18 protein-coding genes and 1 tRNA gene are annotated in these 15743 nt (G+C 57.6%); 10 read left to right on the top strand and 9 right to left on the bottom strand.

The features are described from left to right. Positions 1-2: 2 nt before the first annotated feature. Positions 3-1130: a substrate-binding domain-containing protein gene (locus MLD66_RS13245; protein ID WP_281438478.1), complete on the bottom strand. Its 1128-nt coding sequence runs from the start codon at positions 1128-1130 to the stop codon at positions 3-5. Between the two features lie 40 nt (positions 1131-1170). Then, entirely contained in the window at positions 1171-2331 is a 1161-nt protein-coding gene (locus MLD66_RS13235) for a putative peptidoglycan glycosyltransferase FtsW (RefSeq protein ID WP_247218618.1), read from the bottom strand. 137 nt (positions 2332-2468) lie between these two features. Between MLD66_RS13235 and MLD66_RS13230 the strand changes: the two genes are divergently transcribed. The 7 genes from MLD66_RS13230 (at position 2469) to MLD66_RS14585 (ending at position 7945) form a co-directional block, all read left to right on the top strand. Then, a complete protein-coding gene (locus tag MLD66_RS13230; protein WP_247219147.1) occupies positions 2469-4208 on the top strand; it encodes a cation:proton antiporter in 1740 nt (579 codons plus the stop codon). A 151-nt stretch (positions 4209-4359) separates the two neighbouring features. Beyond that, the gene (locus MLD66_RS13225; RefSeq protein ID WP_247218616.1) at positions 4360-4497 is read left to right on the top strand and encodes a hypothetical protein; all 138 of its coding nucleotides are present in this window, start codon (positions 4360-4362) and stop codon (positions 4495-4497) included. Continuing rightward, a complete protein-coding gene (locus tag MLD66_RS13220) occupies positions 4497-5588 on the top strand; it encodes a metallophosphoesterase (protein ID WP_247218614.1) in 1092 nt (363 codons plus the stop codon). The genes MLD66_RS13225 and MLD66_RS13220 overlap by 1 nt, the downstream gene beginning before the upstream one ends. Further along, complete coding sequence (locus MLD66_RS13215) at positions 5570-6214, top strand: pentapeptide repeat-containing protein (protein WP_247218612.1); 645 nt, start codon at positions 5570-5572, stop codon at positions 6212-6214. Before MLD66_RS13220 ends, MLD66_RS13215 begins: the two co-directional genes overlap by 19 nt. Positions 6215-6261: 47 nt before the next feature. Then, positions 6262-6543, top strand: a complete 282-nt coding sequence (gene purS, locus MLD66_RS13210; RefSeq protein WP_247218610.1) for a phosphoribosylformylglycinamidine synthase subunit PurS — start codon at positions 6262-6264, stop codon at positions 6541-6543. After that, on the top strand, positions 6540-7232 hold the full coding sequence (gene purQ, locus MLD66_RS13205) for a phosphoribosylformylglycinamidine synthase subunit PurQ (protein ID WP_247218608.1): 693 nt from the start codon (positions 6540-6542) through the stop codon (positions 7230-7232). The genes purS and purQ overlap by 4 nt, the downstream gene beginning before the upstream one ends. Continuing rightward, positions 7229-7945: a pentapeptide repeat-containing protein gene (locus MLD66_RS14585; protein ID WP_281438476.1), complete on the top strand. Its 717-nt coding sequence runs from the start codon at positions 7229-7231 to the stop codon at positions 7943-7945. The genes purQ and MLD66_RS14585 overlap by 4 nt, the downstream gene beginning before the upstream one ends. A 36-nt stretch (positions 7946-7981) precedes the next feature. On the opposite strand, the gene MLD66_RS13190 is transcribed toward MLD66_RS14585, so the two are convergent. Beyond that, positions 7982-8054 (bottom strand) — tRNA-Arg (locus MLD66_RS13190). 62 nt (positions 8055-8116) lie between these two features. Here MLD66_RS13190 and MLD66_RS13185 point away from each other — a divergent pair. Continuing rightward, positions 8117-8374, top strand: coding sequence for a hypothetical protein (locus MLD66_RS13185; protein WP_247218607.1), 258 nt, complete (start codon positions 8117-8119; stop codon positions 8372-8374). On the opposite strand, the gene MLD66_RS13180 is transcribed toward MLD66_RS13185, so the two are convergent. From MLD66_RS13180 to hflX, 3 genes are read right to left on the bottom strand one after another with little or no spacing between them, the layout of a single operon-like run. Then, the gene (locus MLD66_RS13180) at positions 8371-8913 is read right to left on the bottom strand and encodes a hypothetical protein (protein ID WP_247218599.1); all 543 of its coding nucleotides are present in this window, start codon (positions 8911-8913) and stop codon (positions 8371-8373) included. The two genes, MLD66_RS13185 and MLD66_RS13180, sit on opposite strands and share 4 nt — an antisense overlap. After that, a complete protein-coding gene (locus MLD66_RS13175; RefSeq protein ID WP_247218597.1) occupies positions 8886-9038 on the bottom strand; it encodes a hypothetical protein in 153 nt (50 codons plus the stop codon). Before MLD66_RS13175 ends, MLD66_RS13180 begins: the two co-directional genes overlap by 28 nt. After that, positions 9022-10638 (bottom strand): GTPase HflX, encoded by a 1617-nt coding sequence (gene hflX / locus MLD66_RS13170; protein ID WP_247218595.1) that lies wholly within the window; start codon positions 10636-10638, stop codon positions 9022-9024. The genes MLD66_RS13175 and hflX overlap by 17 nt, the downstream gene beginning before the upstream one ends. An 80-nt stretch (positions 10639-10718) precedes the next feature. On the opposite strand from hflX, the gene MLD66_RS13165 reads away from it, so the two are divergent. Further along, positions 10719-11819 carry a HAMP domain-containing sensor histidine kinase gene (locus tag MLD66_RS13165; RefSeq protein WP_247219143.1) on the top strand — a complete coding sequence of 367 codons (1101 nt, stop codon included), beginning with the start codon at positions 10719-10721 and terminating at the stop codon, positions 11817-11819. Positions 11820-12432: 613 nt separating this feature from the next. Here the strand turns inward: MLD66_RS13165 and MLD66_RS13160 are convergent. The 3 genes from MLD66_RS13160 to MLD66_RS13150 all read right to left on the bottom strand — a co-directional run bounded on the left by MLD66_RS13160 (position 12433) and on the right by MLD66_RS13150 (position 14653). Further along, positions 12433-12762, bottom strand: a complete 330-nt coding sequence (locus MLD66_RS13160) for a ribulose bisphosphate carboxylase small subunit (RefSeq protein WP_247218593.1) — start codon at positions 12760-12762, stop codon at positions 12433-12435. 17 nt (positions 12763-12779) lie between these two features. Further along, positions 12780-13157, bottom strand: a complete 378-nt coding sequence (locus tag MLD66_RS13155; protein WP_247218592.1) for a chaperonin family protein RbcX — start codon at positions 13155-13157, stop codon at positions 12780-12782. Between the two features lie 74 nt (positions 13158-13231). Continuing rightward, on the bottom strand, positions 13232-14653 hold the full coding sequence (locus MLD66_RS13150) for a form I ribulose bisphosphate carboxylase large subunit (protein WP_247218590.1): 1422 nt from the start codon (positions 14651-14653) through the stop codon (positions 13232-13234). Positions 14654-15027: 374 nt separating this feature from the next. On the opposite strand from MLD66_RS13150, the gene MLD66_RS13145 reads away from it, so the two are divergent. After that, positions 15028-15723, top strand: coding sequence for a ComF family protein (locus MLD66_RS13145; protein ID WP_247218588.1), 696 nt, complete (start codon positions 15028-15030; stop codon positions 15721-15723). Positions 15724-15743 lie beyond the last annotated feature (20 nt).

Here is a 15743-nt window from a genome sequence, read left to right as displayed (position 1 = left end):
TCCTAACCCACTGTCGCCCGTTGCCATTGTTTTTGAATTTCTTGCAAAACCGCTGAAGGGGGGGCGGGTAAAAGCTCCACCGGGGGGGACACCGCTACGCCCGGAATCCCCTGGCTGAAAGGACTCCCCGCCACCGTGGTTAAATCCAAGTCCACTACCGGTCGAAACCCCTGTTGCACCAGGATTTTCTGCTGATCCGGTGCCCGCAAAAAGTCCAGGAATTGTTGGGCCGTGCGGGCTAACGCTGGGGGGACATTGCGCCGGACGACTGCCGCCGTGGACACGGTTTCCACCGTAGGACTCAGGTAGTAAATCTGATACCCCTGGGGCTGGGAGACCCGCGCCTGGGGCCAACGGCTCAGGGCAATACTCTCATACACCACCGCCACATCCCCCTCATTCACCCCCTGGGAGATGAATGCCTCCAGTAGGGTATCCGTGGAGTTGGGCGGCTGATACACGGAGCGCTTGATCAACCTGAATAACTGATTGATCGCCTCCGTGTTCAGGTTATCCGCTGTGGCTGGTGTCCCCAGCACCGCCCCCGCCCAGAGGAATAGGGTCAATTGCCCGCTGTTGGAGCGCAACGGGTCGGTCATGCGGAAATCAAAACTCCCCCAACTGGCCGGTGCCCCCAAGGCAGACCACTGCCCCGCCCGCATCGCCTGCACTACCCGTTCCCACTCAAACCGCCCCTGGGGAAACAGCACCCGACCCCGTTCCGGCCAGGCAATCCCCACCAAAAAGGTCTTGGCAATCGGCTGGGGGGGACTATAAAACGGTTCATCCCCGTAGCGAGCGCGCCAATCCTGCGCCAACCGTTGCAAAATTTCCCCACTCGCCGGGATCAAAATCGTCGGGGTCACGTCCTGATAGCGGTCATCCAGGTAATCATTCGCCAGGGCTTGGGAACCCCGGAACCGCAGTTCCAGCCGCACCCCCGGTTGGCTTTGTTCAAACCCGGATTTCAAAGCCGTCAGCGCCTGTTGCAGTTCCGTCCCCGCCACCACCACCAGGGTACGGGATTCCCCCGGCAGAGGTGCCAAACCCGCCGCCAGCCCCACCGCCAGGAACCCCAGGGAGAGCACCGTCCGGCGACGCAAATGTTTTCGGGGCACCTTGGAAGTCATGGTCACCACGAGCAAGCCTTCAGTTTTTAGTATAAGGGGGCTAACCCCTCCGCCAGGGAATCACCGCCCCCCGCTGGGTTTCCCGCGCCACCCGCACCAACAGCCCCGCCAGCAAAAAACTCGCCAGCAGGGAATTGCCCCCATAGCTAAAAAAGGGCAACGGCAACCCCGTAGTCGGCAGAACCCCCGTCGCCACCCCCATATTCAATAAAGACTGCCCCACCAACAATACCGTCCCCCCCAGAGCCACCAAACGCAGTCCCGGTTGGGTTTCCGCCCCCATCGCCACCCGCAGACCCAAACTGGCATAGACCAGCAAAAACCCCAAAAACAACAAACTCCCCACCAACCCCAACTCCTCGGCAAATACGGCAAAGATAAAATCCGTATGCTGAATCGGCAGGAAAAACAGCTTTTGTTGCGACAAACCCAACCCCGTACCCCAGATGCCCCCGGAACCCACCGCCAACAGGCTTTGCACCAACTGATACCCATGCCCCAAGGGATCCGCCCAGGGGTCCAGAAAGGAAATCACCCGCCGCCGTTGGTATTCCTTCACCAGCAAACTCAACCCCGCCACCGTTGCTCCCCCCAGAGCCGTGGTTGCCAAATAAAACCAGGGTAACCCCGCCGCCAACGCCAGCACCCACAGGGTCAGCCCCGTCAGCCCCGCCATACTCAGATTCGGCTGGAGCAAAATCATCCCCACCACCAGCCCAAACACCCCCAACCACAACGCCCGAGTTAACCAGGACAAATGAAACCAGTTGGCAAACAAGCGACTGCTTTGCAGGATCAAAAACGGCTTCACCAGTTCCGAAGGCTGGATCAACAACGGTCCCAGTGCCAACCACCGGGTCGCCTCATTCACCTCCGTCCCGTGGGAAAGGGTCAACCCCATCAGCACCGCACACACCAGCAACCCGAACCCCGCCCCCTGCCACCACCATTTCAACGGTATCCGCAGGATCGCCCCGTAGCCCAGGATACCCATGACCGCCCAAGCCACCTGGCGTTTGATGTAATAAAACCCATCCCCATGGTCCGCCAAACTCACCGGGAAGGATGCGGAAAATAAAACAACCAATCCGACCGCCAACCAGAGAAAGGTTAACCGTTGCAACCAGCGGGCAGACCCGGACCACTCCGCCACCTGCGGGTCAGCAAAGGGGAAAAGCCACCTGCGAACTGTATCCACCATGTCAGTTCAATGCCAGTGAACTTGCTTTATAGTGTACACGCTTTTACGCCTCGGACTTAGCCCATCCCCAGCCCCAGGGTGCCCCAGCGGCGGTGAAAAATCGCTATGGTGGGGAAGGGGATTGGAATAGGTTGCTTGTGCAAGAGGATTTACGGCTGATTGTTGACCTGTTGATCGTGCTGGCGACGGCTCTGGGTGGGGGTCTGCTGGCTTCGGCACTCAAACAACCGCCCCTGTTGGGCTACATTCTGGCGGGGGTGGTCATCGGTCCAGCGGGGTTGGCAGGCATCCGGGAAGTGGTGCAGGTGGAAACCCTGGCTCAGTTTGGGGTGACGCTCCTGTTGTTTTCCCTGGGGGTGGAATTTTCCCTGGGGAAGCTCCGGCGGGTCGGGGGGGTTGCCCTGGGGGGCGGCTTACTGCAAATGGGCTTAACGGTGGGGTTGACGGCGGCGGCGGTGTCCCTAACGGGCTGGCTGGCCCCCATGTCCGGGGTGGTGTTGGGAAGCATTTTAGCCCTATCGTCCACGGCGGTGGCGCTCAAATCCCTGGCGGAAACCGGGCAAACCGAGAGTCTGGCGGGGCAGGCGATGTTGGGCATTTTGATTGTGCAGGATTTGGCGGTGGGGCTGATGTTAGCCGTTTTACCGGCGCTCACGGCGACCGGGGAGGGGCTGGGGTCGGCGCTGGGGTTTGCCCTGCTGAAATTGGTGGGGTTTAGTTTGGGCGCCTTCGCCCTGGGACGGTGGGGGGTGCCGCCCTTACTAAGGTTTTTGGCTCAGCGGGAGAGCCGGGAATTGTTTTTGCTGGGGGTGGTGTGCCTGTGTATGGGGATTGCCCTGTTGACCCAGGCGTTGGGTTTATCCAGTGAAATGGGAGCATTTGTGGCGGGGTTGATGATTGCCGATGTGGAATATGCGGACCAAACGTTGGACTATGTGGAACCCCTGCGGGATGTGTTTGGGGCGTTATTTTTCGCCAGTATTGGGATGTTGATTGACCCCCAATTTATCCTCACCCATGCCCCCCTGATTGCTGGGTTGGTGCTGTTGGTGATGCTGGGCAAATTTGGAGTGGTGGTGCCGGTCACCCGCTTGTTTGGCTATCCCTGGACAATGGCGCTGATCGTGGGCTGTGGGTTGAGCCAGATTGGGGAATTTTCCTTCATTTTGGCAACGGCGGCGCAGGGGTTGGGCTTAATTTCTCGCCATCTCTACCTGCTGGTGGTGGGGACGACGGCGATTACCCTGCTGGTCAGCCCGGTGCTGTTGCAGTGGGTGGTGGGGTTTTTAGAACAGTGGCAGATGGGGACTCCCCCCCCAGAAATGCCGGTAGCGCCCATCTTTCGGGAGCATATTGTGATTGCGGGGTATGGGCAAATTGGTCAGGATGTGGCCCAGATTTTGGCGGCGCACGGCTGTTCCCTGCTGATTTTGGAGCAGTCGGAGGGGGCGATTGCCCATTTGCGGGGGCGGGGTTTGCCCTACTTGTGCGGGGATGCCACGTCCTGGGGGATTTTGCAACGGGCGAATTTGCCCCAAGCCCAAGCCCTAGTGGTGACGATTCCCGATTTGGCGAGCATCCGGCTGTGCCTGAAACGGGCGTTGCAATTGGCTCCTGACCGGGAGGTGATTGTCTGCGCCCCCCGCAGAGAACACATTGATACCCTCTACCGGCTGGGGGCGACCAAGGTGATTCACCCGGATTTTGAAGCCAGTTTGGGCTTGAGTAGCCATTTGCTCACCCAGTTGGGGGTACCGCCCCAGGAAATTCAGATGGAACTGGCGGCGATCCGCAACCACCACTACCAGGACTTAAACCTGGCGGAACCTGCCTGTCTCTTGCCTTTGAGTCCCCCGTCCTTGTCCTCGGCAAGTTAAAGTGGAGGGGGAAATGCTTAAGGAAATCTAATAGTTATGCACACCTTATGGTTATCATCACTGCTAGAACCTTATCTCGCTGGAATGCTCATAATATCCAGAACCAAATCCGGGACTGTACCCCTGTTGCCTATACTTTGGAGGTGTGCTAGTGAACATTATTAACACCATTACTATTAGAATCAACCGCAAATTTCATGCCTGGCATGGGGAACTCCTGGCGAACCAAGCGCGCCCGACGGCTATTTTGCAATTTTGGAATTTCAATTTATTGGTAGAGGTGTCCTGATGAATGCGCCGGTGTACCGTTTCGCCGTTTTGACTGACCCCCACATCACCACCCCGGCGACCTACCGGCACTATGCCCACCGCCTGCACCGCCTGGAGTACAGCATTCCCATCCTGGAAGCCACCCTTGACCGCCTCAGCCAACAAACCTTGGATTTTTTATTAATTCCTGGAGACTTGACCCAGCACGGGGAACCGGAAAACCACACTTGGCTCTCCAAACGCCTGGGGCAACTGCCCTTCCCCAGTTATGTGATTCCCGGCAACCATGACATTCCCCCCGACCCAGGGGCGATCCCGGCGACGGAATTTCCCGCCTACTACCGCCAGCACGGCTATCGGGACACGGAGGAATTGTACTACGCCCAGGAAATTTTACCCGGTTTGGGGTTGATCGGCTTAAATTCCAACCAATTTACCCCCGATGGCGAACTCATTGGCACGATTGACCCCCGCCAATGGGCATGGTTGGAACATCTGTTGAATGCCCAGCCCTGGCAAAATATCTTGGTCATGGTGCATCACAATGTCTGTGAACATTTGCCCAATCAATCCCGGAGTATTTTGGGGCAACGCTATCTTTTAGATAATCGGCACGCACTGAAAAATTTATTAAAAAAACATGGGATTCAGGTAGTATTCACCGGGCATTTGCACGTCCAGGATATTGCCGAAGAAGAGGGTTTTTTTGATGTGACCACCGGTTCTTTGGTCAGCTATCCCCACGCCTACCGTTTGCTGACCTGGCAGGCAGGGCAACTGCGGATTACCACCGAACGGATTACCACCCTACCGGAAGCTCCCAATCTGCTGGCGGATGCCCGTCGCTGGATGGAGGAGCGTTCCCCCCAATTCATCGTGCATTTGCTCACCCACCCGCCCCTGAGTTTGCCTTTGGCGCAGGCGCAGGCGTTGGCACCCCGGTTGGGGCATTTTTGGGCGGATATTGCCTGGGGGGATGCCCGGTTTCGCTTGCCGGATTTGCCGTCGCCGGTGCGGGAATTTTTTGAAGCCTGTAGTGACCGTCCGCCGGGGGATAATGAGGCGGTGTTACCCTTGCCCATGCGGGAATTATGTCGGAAGTCCGCCTAGGGGTGACGGATGTATTGGTCGCCTATGAGGGGGGTCGCCGCCGGTTTGGGGGGGTGAATCTGAGCTTTGCCGACCTGTCCCAGCGGGATTTGCGGGGGGTGGATTTCAGCGACGGGATTTTGGTGGGGGTGAATTTCCAGGCGGCGAATTTGGGGGGGGCTAAGTTCCGGCGGGCGAACCTGAGCGGTGCGAATCTCAGCCATGCCAACCTCACGGGCGCCGTATTCGACCAGGCTGACTTGGTACGGGCGGATTTGACCCAGGCGCAGTTGGGGGGTGCCCAGTTGACGGAGGCGGATTTGGCGGCAAGCTGTCTCCAGGGGGCGGATTTGACCGGTGCGACGCTTACTCAAGCCCGCTGTCACGGCAGTAATTGGCGGGAAGTGGTGGGCATCGGCGCTGACCTGCGGGAAACCCAGTTGGTGGGGGCGGACTTGGCGGGGGCGGATTTGAGCGGGGCTGACCTGAGCCACAGCCGGTGTCAACAGGCGCATCTCTTGGGGACGGATTTGAGTGGGGCAAATTTAACGGGCGCCAATTTGTACCAGGCGCAGGTGGCGGCGGCGGTTTGGGACTGGGCGGATTTATCCCAAACAATCATGCCGGACGGGCAAATGGGGGCTTAGGCTTTCCCCCAGCCGGTACAATGGGGAGGAGCACGCTTGGGTTGCCCATGCCCCCAGAACCCCCCACGCCCTTGCCGGTCTATCGGGCGGAAATTTACATCACCCTCAAGCCTTCTGTCCTTGACCCGGCGGGGACAGCCATTACCAAAGGCTTGCAACAACAGCAGTACGAGGGGGTGCAACAGGTGCGGATTGGCAAATACATTGAACTAACATTAACCGCCACAGACCCCGCCACCGCCCATGCCCAGGTGGAACGGATGTGCCAGGAAGTGCTGACCAATCCGGTGATTGAAACCTATCGCTTTACCCTGGAGGCGGGGCGGTGAAGTGCGCCATCGTGGTTTTCCCTGGGTCAAACTGTGACCGGGACATGGCATGGGTGACGGAACAAATACTCCAGCAACCCACCCGCCTGGTCTGGCATGGGGAAACGGATTTGGGGGAGGCTGACCTGGTGATTTTGCCGGGGGGGTTCAGCTACGGGGATTACCTGCGCTGCGGGGCGTTGGCACGGTTTTCCCCAGTGATGGGGGCGGTGGTGCGCCATGCCCAAGCCGGGAAATGGGTGTTGGGGGTGTGCAACGGGTTTCAGATTTTGACCGAGGCGGGGCTACTGCCGGGGACATTGATGCGAAATCGGGAATTGCGCTTCATCTGCGACCAGGTGGCAGTGCGGGTGGAACGCCGGGATTTAGCTTGGACGTGTCAGTATGATGTAAATCAAATTCTGACCCTGCCCATTGCCCACGGGGAGGGATGTTATTACGCTGAACCGCCGGTTCTTCAGGAATTGGAACAGCGGCGGCAGGTGGTTTTTCGTTATCATGGTACGAATCCCAATGGTTCAGTGGCGGAGATTGCGGGTATTTGCAATCCCCAGGGGAATGTGTTGGGCATGATGCCCCACCCGGAACGGGCAAGCGATGCCGACTTGGGGGGCACGGATGGTCTGGGGTTATTTCAAGGGCTGTTGGCGTGGTATGCTGAGAATGCCTGTTGTCGCCTGTCTTTATGAACGCAGAAGAGCTATTGGAACGGTACCGCACCGGCGAGCGGGAGTTCATCGGTCAGGATTTATCCGGTGTGGATTTGTACAAAGCGGCACTGAACGGGGTGAATTTAAGCGAAGCCAATCTGACTGGCGCTGACCTGAGTGGGGCGAAATTGACGGGGGCGTATCTCGCCGGAGCCAACCTCACCCAAGCCAAGCTGAAACAGGCGATTTTGCGGGAAGCCGACCTGAGCGATTGCATCCTGGTGGGTGCCACCCTGGTGCAGGGGAAATTATTGGGGGCGGTGTTGGCGGGGGCGGATTTGTCCCGGGCGGATTTGAGTGGCGCCAACCTGAGCCGGGCGGATGTGAGCGGGGCGGTGCTGATCCAGGGGGAATTGACCAGTGTGAATTTATCGGGAGCCTATTTGCATCGGGTGGATGCCCGGGAAGCGAATTTTTGGCAGGCGGACTTGTGTCGGGCGGTTCTGCGGGAAGCAAATTTAGCGCAAGCCAGTCTGCGGGAGGCGGATTTGTCCCGGGCGATCTTGCGCTTGGCGAATCTCCAGGGGGCCAACCTGAAAGGGGCGAGTTTGAACGGGGCGGTACTCCAGTCTGCCAATTTGCGCTCAGCCTATTTGGTGGAGGCCGACTGGCAAAAAGCGGTCTTAACCGATGTGGACTTGACCGGGGCTACCCTTCCCAACGGGGCGGTGATGGATGCGGCGCTGGGCTGATAAGATTGCCATCGATAAAAAAACGTTTTGTTAGTACGCCGTAGATAGGATTTGAACCTATGACCGACCGCTTAGAAGGCGGGTGCTCTATCCCCTGAGCTACTACGGCTGGAACGTCTGGCTCGATATTCTAAAGTTTACAATTGTAGCCAAGTTGTACGGGGTAAATTTATGACAAGTTTAACCGGGTTTTGTCTATACACCGGCTCTCTCCTCGGTTCCCTCGTGGGTTCCCTGGTGGGTGCCGTAGGGGGCGGTATTCTTGGTCTGCTGGTCGAACCCCTGTGGGGTGGCTTGGTGGGTTCCCTGACTGGCTCTCTGCTTGGTTCCCTATTGGGGGGAGAACTGGGGGCGGCACTGGGATTTTGGGTGGGTCAACAGTTCCGCACTCCCGCTCAGCCCAAGCCCGCTGTTTGGGAACCGGTCTAACCCCGCCAGGTTTGGGCGATCAGCCATAGGTCAAACGGGAGCAAAATCAAAACACATAGCCCAAGGGCTCCATACATCCAGGGTTGCGCCAGGGGTTTGATGGCGCTGGTGGGTAGCCCCGTATGGTGGGTAATGGTGTTCAACAAACGGCTAAACCCACTGATCCGCATGGGAATTAAATAACCCTGCCCATCGGTGGTGACCAGGTAATGGACTCGCCCCCCCTGACCGGTCGGACGGGTAGCAATTTGTACAATGTCCTGCCAATTTACCCGCCACCCCCGTACCAGGGGTACCCAGCCGGGGTAAACCACCTGTAACCCGGTGTCATCTGCCCTTACCCGTTGGCTGAGCAGACCGGATAACAGGACAAAACCCACCATGAACCCCAGTCCTAACAGCCAAGCCCCGAGAATTTGCCCCTGCATCCGGGCTAAAAATGGTAGGGGTGCCAATACAACCCCGTACAGCCCATACAGGGGATAGCGCACCAAAGCGGAAATGTGCCAGGTCAAAACCGGCGGCTCAGCACCAGCCAATCCGTCAGCACCCAAGGGATCAGCACCAGCAGGAGGATGGTTAACCCCATTGCCACCAAGATCGGTGTCCATTGTTCCATGATGGTTACACAAAAATACCCTTTCACCTTAACTGGCCAGGGCATGGTTTAACCACCCCACCAAGGCTCGCCGGAGGGTATCCAAGCCAATCCGCTCCCGGGCGGCGATGTAGAGAGCCTGGGGATAGGTCTGTTGCGCCTGCCGTAGGGTTTCACTATCCACCTGGTCGAGTTTGTTAAACACCAGCCACGTGGGGCCGGGCACCGGGGACATCTGGGCTAAACAGGTTTCCACCGCCTGCATTTGCGCCTGCCAATCGGGATGGGATAAATCCACCACATGGAGCAATAAATCCGCCTCGGTCAGTTCCTCCAGGGTGGCTCGAAAGGCAGACCACAGGGGCGGCGGCAGGTTTTCGATAAATCCCACCGTATCGGTTAACACCAGGGGCTGGGGGCTGGCTCCTAAGACCAACCGGCGGCTGGTGGGGTCCAGGGTGGCAAACAACTGATCCGAAGCATACACCTCCGCCCGGGTGAGGGCATTAAACAACGTGGATTTGCCCGCATTGGTGTATCCCACCAAACCCACCGTCGGTACCTCCCGCTTCTGCCGTTGTTGGCGCAGACGACTGCGATGTTGCCGCAACTGCTCCACCTGTTTTTGTAAATGGGCAATCCGCCGTTGAATGGTGCGCCGTTCGGTTTCCAGACGGGTTTCCCCCGGCCCCCGGGTGCCAATACCCCCCCCCAACCGGGAAAGTGCCTGCCCCTGCCCCGTCAAGCGGGTGAGGCGGTACTGCAATTGCGCCAATTCCACCTGCAATTTACCCGCCTGGGAACGGGCCCGCTGGGCAAAAATATCCAGGATCAGTTCCGTGCGGTCCACCACCCGCATTTCCAACTGTTGCTCCAGGTTGCGTACCTGCGCTGGGGACAAATCCCCGTTAAAGACCACCACATTCACCCCCTGGAGTCGCCCCAACCGGCGTATCTCCTGGATTTTCCCCGCTCCCAACCCCTGCGCTCGGGTTTGTACCACCGTCGCCACCACCTCTGCCCCCGCACTGGCGATGAGTAATGCCATTTCCTGTAAGCCCGCCTGAAAGGCACTCAGGGAAAGGGTCGTCGGTCGGGTGCCCACCAAAATCACCCCCTGGCAGTCCGGGGTACGGGTGGAAACCGTGACGGGGTGACGCTCCTGTTCCGCCTGTTGCAGTTGGGTCAGCCAGTCCAATTCCGCCAGGGCAGGGAGGGGCAAGGGTGCCGATAATACCCAAGTCGTACTGCCGGGATAAGCCCAAGACACCTGCTGACCATGCACCGTGACCAGGGCATCCCACCGTTGCTCCATCAGGGTGGTCAAATCCGCATGACTCGGAGCATCCGGGTGCAAAGCCGTACTCAAACACCGCCAGCCAGACAACCGCCCCGCCCCATACCGGGGTAACTCATACAGGGGCACCCGGGTAGTTTCCGGGGTTCCCACCGCCACCCGCAGGATTTGCCCCCGCCGGTTGACATAGAGACACACCGGAGCCTCAATCAGCAGGGTAATCTGCCACAGCCGTTGTCCCAGTTCCGGGGTGATCAACACATCCTGGGGCAAACGCAACCGGTACAGGCGTTGCAACTGGCGCAGTTGAGCCGGTTTCAAGCCCCGAATATCCCCGTACAGACCGGTTCCCGCCAAAGACTCGTGCACGCCAAAGGGTTTGGATCATAAAATAACCAATACCGGGGCTAAGAGCAAGTGACTCGCCCCCCATCCCGCCCCTCTTGACCATGACATCCCCCCCCTGGAGTCCAGAATTTGTCACCTTCTGCCAAGCGCAACTGGAATTATTGGGGCAGTTATTGCAGGTTTCCCACTGTACTATGTACTTACGGGAATCGGCGGAACGCTGGTCATTTACCCCGGTAGCCACCTATCCCCAAAACCAAGCCGCCCTGCCCGGTAGTCCCTGGTTGACCAATGCCAAACCGGATCAATTGGTGTTGCCCTTACTGCAGGGGGAGGTTCTGCTGGGGCTGTTGGTGTTGTTGCGTCCGGGGATGTTGTGGAGCGGTTGGGAGCAGGAGCAACTCCACCGGGCGGCGCAGACTTTGGTGTTGGCTTGGCGGTTGGAGCAACAGCGGCAGGGCTGGCAAACCCAAGCCCAAAACCTAGCCCTGGGACAGGCACAGCACCGGGAATTGTTAGCCACAGTGCTCCACCAACTCCGCAGTCCCCTGAGTGCCCTCAAAACCTTTGCCAAATTGCTCTACAAACGTTTGGCGGGAACCCCCAACCAGGAGGTGCTGGCAGGGATGTTGGCCCAAACGGAGCGGATCGCCGAACTCCTGCATCGGTTGGAACCCACGACTCCCCAGCCGCTTTTACCTGGCGGCACGGTGCCCCTACTCTTGCCGGGGTTGACCCAAGAGCCGGTGGCGGTGGTGGACGTTCTCACTCCGTTGGTGATGGCGGCGCAGTTGACCGCTCAGGAGCGGGGGTTGACCCTCAGCTACGACCCGCCCGTTCCTAGCCCCATTGCCCTAGCGGATGCCACAGCCCTGCGGGAGGTGGTGAGCAATCTCCTGGACAATAGCCTCAAGTACACTCCCAAGGGGGGACATATCGAGGTGGGCACCCGGGCTACTGAGGATGGGGTGGTCATTTGGGTGCAGGATGACGGGCCAGGGATTCCCCCGGCGGAACAGGAGCAGGTTTTTTTACGGCACTATCGGGGGGCACAGACGGCGGCTACCACCCCTGGGGATGGGTTGGGTTTGGCGGTGGTGCGGGAACTGGTGCATCAAATGGGCGGGCGGATTACCCTGATCAGCCCCCCCGGCACCCGTATGGAGGTGTGGCTGAACCGGATGGCAGAGGGGCAGACTTAGGGTCTGTCATCCATCGCAGGGGTTGAGTTCTGAATCATAATTTATTTATTGAGAACTGTTGGTCAAAAGTGAAAAGTAAGTTTGGTGCTGATAGCAATGGGAATTTATATTAAATTAATTAAATTACAGGGAACCTCTAGGGCATCTCTATTTATTTGAACCAATCATCAATCCCATCGTTGGCATACCAATATTACCCAGAACCAAGGGCGGGGGTGCCCCCCTGCGACCGCTAACTTTGAATTTATAAAGGTGCCCTACAGTCTGTTCACAAATTAAAGGATACCCAGAACCTTATTGCCAAGGTCTGTGGCAGTTCTATTTGATTATAGCGATCCTACTTGATTAACAAACAAGAATTCTCCAGAACCAAGGACGGGGGCGGTGCCCCTGCGACCCCTATTCTATTCTCATTTTCTCATTTAGGATGGCTATAGCTTGCGTGCCGTAGGCATACAGAAATTTTCCAGAACCAAGGACGGGGGCGGTGCCCCTGCAACCCCTGTTCTATTCTCATTTAGGATGGCTATATCCGAAACCAGCCATAGGATCGCCGTAAAAAAAACCATCGAAGTCAACCGACCCCGATGGCTGGAATGACGAAATGCTAAGACTATATTTTAGCAGGCTTGTGGACGATGAAGCTAATCATCTGACACTGCTTGATGTTATCGAAGGCCACCACTTTGATGTAGGCATCCGGGTATTCGTAGCGGCAGGCTTGGACTTCATTCAGCACCTCTTGGGTGGAGGTGGCACCGAATAGGGGCAATTTCCACATGGTCCAGTAGTGTTCTTCCGCCGAGGAGGTTTCATTAAATTCCACCGCCGGGATAAAGCCCTTGTCCAAGATGTACTGGATTTGCTTGGCGATTTGGGCATCGGTCAACGGGGGCAGGTAGGAAAGGGTTTCGTACCGCCGTTGCTTAGGTAAGGTTTTCATGGTTGGGTCTCCGTAGGTTAAGATTCCAATTCCGGCCAGGTGGCCGCTTCGCTGGAGGCAACTTGGGTGATGCGCTCCAAATGGTGTTTGCGCTGTTGGATATTGGCCTGCTGAATGTCCGCCCGCACCATTTCCGGTAGGACATCGAGGATAGTTTCCGCCAGGTGTTCCCGCACGGTCATGACCCGCAAGGCCAGTTCCTGCCGTTCCTGCAACAACTCCCTCAGGTATTGCTCCCCGTCCTGGATTTTGCCGGTGGCCGAAAACCCATTCAGCCAGATGGCCAGGGGGGGGTCGGTCTGGGAAAGTTGCCCCACCACCACCCGCACAGCCTGGTAGGTGAGATAACTGCTCAGGACACGGCTGGTTTGGCGGGCAATGTGCGGATAATCCATAGGCAAGGGGGGAAACCGGTAACCTTCATGGTGCCATAAGCGCCAGCATCTTGCCGGTTTCCTGAGCACAGAACCTAAAGGGTGTCCACCGCCTGGAATTCAAACTTAATTTCCTTCCAGAGTTCGCAGGCCACAGCCAATTCCGGCGACCATTTGGCGGCTTCCCGGATCACTTGGTTGCCTTCACGGGCCAAATCCCGGCCTTCATTGCGGGCTTGGATACAGGCTTCCAGGGCAACCCGGTTGGCGGTGGCTCCCGGCGCATTCCCCCAGGGGTGACCCAGGGTACCACCCCCGAATTGCAGACAGGAGTCGTCCCCAAAAATTTCCACCAGGGCGGGCATGTGCCACACGTGAATCCCCCCGGAGGCCACGGGCATCACCCCCGGCATCGAGGCGTAGTCCTGGGTGAAGAAAATCCCCCGGGAGCGGTCTTCCTCCACGTAGTCCTCCCGCATCAGGTCCACGAAGCCCATGGTAATGCCCCGTTCCCCTTCCAGTTTGCCCACCACGGTGCCGGAGTGCAGGTGGTCGCCCCCGGACATCCGCAGGCATTTGGCCAAGACCCGGAAGTGAATCCCGTGGTTGCGTTGCCGGTCAATCACGGCGTGCATGGCCCGGTGGATGTGCAATAGCAGGCCGTTGTCCCGACAGAATTTCGCCAGGGTGGTGTTGGCAGTAAAGCCCCCGGTCAAATAATCGTGCATGATGATCGGGGTTTTGATTTCCTTGGCAAACTGCGCCCGTTTGAGCATTTCTTCGCAGGTGGGGGCGGTCACATTCAGGTAGTGCCCCTTGATTTCCCCGGTTTCCGCCTGGGCTTTTTCAATGGCTTCCTGCACAAACAGGAACCGGTCCCGCCAGCGCATAAAGGGCTGGGAGTTGATGTTTTCGTCGTCTTTGGTGAAGTCCAAACCGCCCCGCAGACATTCGTACACCGCCCGCCCGTAGTTTTTCGCCGACAAGCCCAGTTTCGGCTTAATCGTACAGCCCAGCAGGGGACGACCGTACTTATTCAACTTGTCCCGCTCCACCACAATGCCGTGCGGCGGGCCTTGAAAGGTTTTCAAATAGGCCACCGGAATGCGTAAATCCTCCAACCGTAGGGCTTTCAGGGCTTTGAACCCAAACACATTCCCCACAATCGAGGTGAGCATATTGGTGACGGAACCCTCTTCAAACAAATCCAAGGGGTAGGCCACAAACATAAAGTATTGATTGTCTTCCCCCGGCACCGGTTCGATGTCGTAGCAACGGCCTTTGTACCGCTCCAAATCGGTCAAGTTGTCCGTCCACACCGTCGTCCAAGTCCCGGTAGAAGACTCGGCGGCCACGGCGGCTCCGGCTTCCTCCGGCGGCACCCCGGGCTGGGGCGTGACCCGAAAACAGGCCAACAAATCCGTGTCCTTCGGTGTGTAATCCGGTGTGTAATAGGTGAGGCGATAATCTTTCACCCCGGCCTGAAATCCGGCCTGGGCTTGGGTTCGTGGGGCCATATTCCCTAACTCCTTCGCAAACGGTTAATGCCGACCCAATCAGAAAAATTCTCCCCATCGGTAACGGGATGAACTGGGACTAGGACGGGTTTAATTTCACGCTATCACGAAGGTTGCCCTATGCAACTTTGTAAGGTTTTATAGGAGTGATAATGAAAAGTTATTCATTACTGTTTGTGAAGAAATTTATCCAGGTTCCCGGCGATAAAATCGGGGATTCTGGTGCATACCCTAGAAATTTATTGGTATTAGTGATAAGAGTCATCATGATTTTTAATCATTTTTTAGAACATTGCTTTGTGTGAAGTTTGTACAACGATTCTGTAATCTCCAGCCCTGGGTTAGAGTAGGGGTAACCGCCACCGATTGGGGTCATGCGCTCCCTGTTGACGACCGTATTTCGACCCGCTTGCCCCTTGTGTACCCGGCCAGCGCAGGGCTGTTTTTGTATTGATTGTCAACGGCAGATCGCCGCCACCCGTTTGCCCCAGCCCTGGCAATTTTGGCAGGAACCCCTACCTTTGGCGGCTTGGGGAAGGTATGGGGATGCGCTCAAACGGGTCTTGGGGGCACTCAAATACCACAACCGCCCGGAGCTTGCCCGGCCCCTGGGGCATCATCTGGGGGATTTATGGTTAACGGGGGGGCATGGACTGCCACAACCGCCTGCGGTGGTACCCATTCCCATTCATCCGGAAAAACGCAAAAGCCGGGGGTACAACCAAGCAGAACTATTGGCAGAAGCCTTTTGTGAGTATGTTGGCTTAAAACTGTACAGCAATTTACTCCTGCGGCAAACCGATACCCAGGCGCAACATTCCCTATCGGCGCAGGAACGGGAGGCGAATTTGGCGACAGCGTTTGCCATTCATCCCCGCCATCCCCCTCCCAAGAACCCGGTGTTGATTTTGGATGACATTTACACGACGGGAGCGACGGCCCGCACAGCCCAAACCGTATTAGCACAGGCGGGATTCTCGGTGGTGGGAATTTTGGTGGTGGCGACGGGGAAAGCGGATATGCCCGCCAAAGCCCCGGTGAGCAAATCCAAAACCAAAACTAAGGGGTAAGTACAGCCCGTTCACAAATT

This window comes from Synechococcus sp. C9 (assembly GCF_022984075.1).
Taxonomy (GTDB): domain Bacteria; phylum Cyanobacteriota; class Cyanobacteriia; order Gloeomargaritales; family Gloeomargaritaceae; genus Gloeomargarita.
This window is presented reverse-complemented; position numbering and strand designations above follow the sequence as displayed.